A 2556-nucleotide genomic window follows, 5' to 3' on the forward strand; every position below is an offset into this window, starting at 1 on the left:
CAGCAGCGTTCCGTCGACCGTGCGTGCCGCCGGCTGGCTCGTCGTCCTCGAGGGCCTCGTCGCGATGGGGTTCGCGGTGTACTCGATCATCCGTGCCGCTTCGGGCGAGCACGATCAGTCGGTGACCAACGGCTACGGCTTCGCGCTGTGGCTGTTCGTTCTGTTCGGCGGAGTCCTGGCCGGCGGGATCGCACTCGTGCGCGGTGTGCGCTGGGGGCGTGCCGTGGCGGTGCTCGCGCAGTTGCTGTTGCTGCCCGTGGTGTGGTCGCTGCTGACCGACTCGCACCAGCCGGTCATCGGCACCGTGCTGGCGCTCGTGGTGGTGCCCACGCTCGTGCTGCTGTTCAGCCCGCCCACCTCGCGGTGGCTGGCGCACGAGTACGCGCCCGACGCCGACGAGTGACCCCGCTCAGCTCCCGAGGGCGCGCAACGCGGGCCCGCTGAGCCGGAACGTCGTCCACTCGTCCTGCGCGACGGCTCCGAGCGAGCGGTAGAAGCCGATCGACGGCTCGTTCCAGTTCAGTACGGACCAGGACAGACGGGTGTAACCGTGCTCCACGCATTCGTGGGCGAGTGCCGCGAGCAGCGCACGTCCGTGCCCCTTGCCGCGATGCTCGGGTAGGACGAACAGATCCTCGAGGTAGATGCCGTGCACGCCGTCCCAGGTGGAGAAGTTCCGGAACCACAGCGCCACACCGACGACACGCGCCGGTCCGCCGTTCTCATCCGGTTCCTCGGCGACGTGCGCGTAGACGGAGGGTCGCGGGCTGAACAGGGCCTCGTGGATCTGCTCGGGGACCACCGTGCACTCGTGCCGGGCCTTCTCGTATTCGGCGAGGTCGTAGATCAGGCCGGTGATCGCGGGGACGTCCTCGGGTATGGCTCTACGGATCACGACGGGCTGCCTCCTGTGGTCTCGTGCGTGGATTCACCTCGCGCCGCGCCGTCGAGTGCGCGAGGATCGGGGTCGTGGCAACGGTACTTGCAGTGGCAAATCAGAAAGGTGGCGTCGCCAAGACGACCACCGTCGCGTCGTTGGGTGCCGCACTGTCGGCGCTGGGCCGGCGGGTGCTCGTCGTCGATCTCGATCCCCAGGGATGTCTGACCTTCTCGCTCGGACACAACCCCGACAAGCTCGAACAATCCGTGCACGAGGTGCTCGTCGGCGGTGTCGAGACGAAGGATGTCCTGCTCGGGACAGCAGAAGGGATGTCGCTGCTTCCGGCGACCATCGACCTCGCGGGCGCGGAGGCGATGCTGCTCATGAAACCGGGGCGTGAATACACCCTGAAGCGGGCGCTCGCGTCGGTGGAGGACGATTACGACGTCGTCGTCATCGACTGCCCGCCCTCTCTGGGCGTCCTCACCCTCAACGGGCTGACCGCGGCGCGGTCCGTGCTCGTTCCGCTGCAGTGCGAGACGCTCGCGCACAGAGGAGTCGGGCAACTGCTGCGCACGGTGAACGAGGTGAAACAGATCACCAATCCGGATCTCGAGCTGCTCGGCGCGCTGCCGACCCTCTACGACTCACGGACCACGCACAGCCGCGACGTGCTCGCCGACGTCTCCGATCGGTACGACCTGCCGGTGCTGGCGCCGCCCGTGCCGCGCACGGTCCGCTTCGCGGAAGCCTCCGCGTCGGGTGCCACCGTGCTGGCGGGACGGAGGAACAAGGGGGCCGCAGCCTACCGCGCTCTCGCCGAGAACCTGATGCGCTACTGGTCGGGTGAGGCGGAACTCGTGACCTTCGAGACCGTCACGGACTGAGACGGCCCCCGCCGTCGGTGCTGAACGGGACGGCCCTGCCGTCAGCGCAGCGCGACGAGTTCGTCGCCGCGCTGCTCGACGACGACGTCCCCTGCGACGGCGATGTTCACCGACGACACTGCACCGCGCTCGACATCGATGCGCGGTCCGCGCTCCCCGGTCCGGGAGTCGACTCCCAGCAGGGCGTCCTCGACGGGGAGCAACAGTGAACCGGCCATGATGTCGCCGGTTCCGAGCGTGTCCTCGACGGTCCATTGCGGAGCGAAATCGGTGGTGGACAGTGCGACGGTGTCGCGGCCGGTCCACCACACGAGTACACCGCCGCGTTCGAGTGCGGGATCCTCGGATGCCCCGGCCGGACGCGGCAGGATGTGGGTGTCGACGAGGGTGCCCGCGCTGTCGAAGACCTCGATGCGCGGCCCGGCGGTGTCGTCGGGCGCCAGGTAGACCGCCGTGCGGTCGCCGACCACGGCGACGATCCTGGCCTGGGAGTCACGGTCGGCATCCGGAAGCACCGACGAGGCGAGTTCCTCGGGTTTCTGACTGTCGTCGGGGGTGGGCTCGAGCAGGGTGAGCCGAGTGGTCGGCTCGTTCGCGCACTGTTCGAGGACGGCCAGCACCTCGGCTCCCGCATCCGCCGAGCGCAATTCGCACCCCGAGCGGGGCTGGGCGTTCGGGTTCACCGGGGCGTCGACCCGCCCGTACTCGACGGTGCGCACCAGATCGGAACGCCACATCTCGAGGCGCGTGTCGCCGAGAGCGATCACGTGTGAACCGGTGTCGACCAGC

General features: G+C 69.0%; 4 protein-coding genes. 2 read left to right on the plus strand and 2 right to left on the minus strand.

The window, feature by feature from the left end:
• Positions 1-403, plus strand: a 403-nt coding sequence (locus tag R1101_RS0120915) for a hypothetical protein (protein WP_016935222.1), incomplete at its 5' end; no start/stop codon positions are given.
• A gap of 6 nt (positions 404-409) precedes the next feature.
• Here the strand turns inward: R1101_RS0120915 and R1101_RS0120920 are convergent.
• Positions 410-895 (minus strand): GNAT family N-acetyltransferase, encoded by a 486-nt coding sequence (locus tag R1101_RS0120920; RefSeq protein ID WP_016935223.1) that lies wholly within the window; start codon positions 893-895, stop codon positions 410-412.
• 74 nt (positions 896-969) lie between these two features.
• On the opposite strand from R1101_RS0120920, the gene R1101_RS0120925 reads away from it, so the two are divergent.
• Positions 970-1767, plus strand: a complete 798-nt coding sequence (locus R1101_RS0120925; protein ID WP_026003545.1) for a ParA family protein — start codon at positions 970-972, stop codon at positions 1765-1767.
• 41 nt (positions 1768-1808) lie between these two features.
• Here R1101_RS0120925 and R1101_RS0120930 read toward each other — a convergent pair.
• A partial coding sequence (locus R1101_RS0120930) for an Rv3212 family protein (protein WP_016935225.1) occupies positions 1809-2556 on the minus strand: 748 nt, incomplete at its 5' end.

The sequence above is a fragment of the Rhodococcus sp. R1101 genome (assembly GCF_000278445.1).
GTDB classification, from domain to species: domain Bacteria; phylum Actinomycetota; class Actinomycetes; order Mycobacteriales; family Mycobacteriaceae; genus Rhodococcus; species Rhodococcus gordoniae.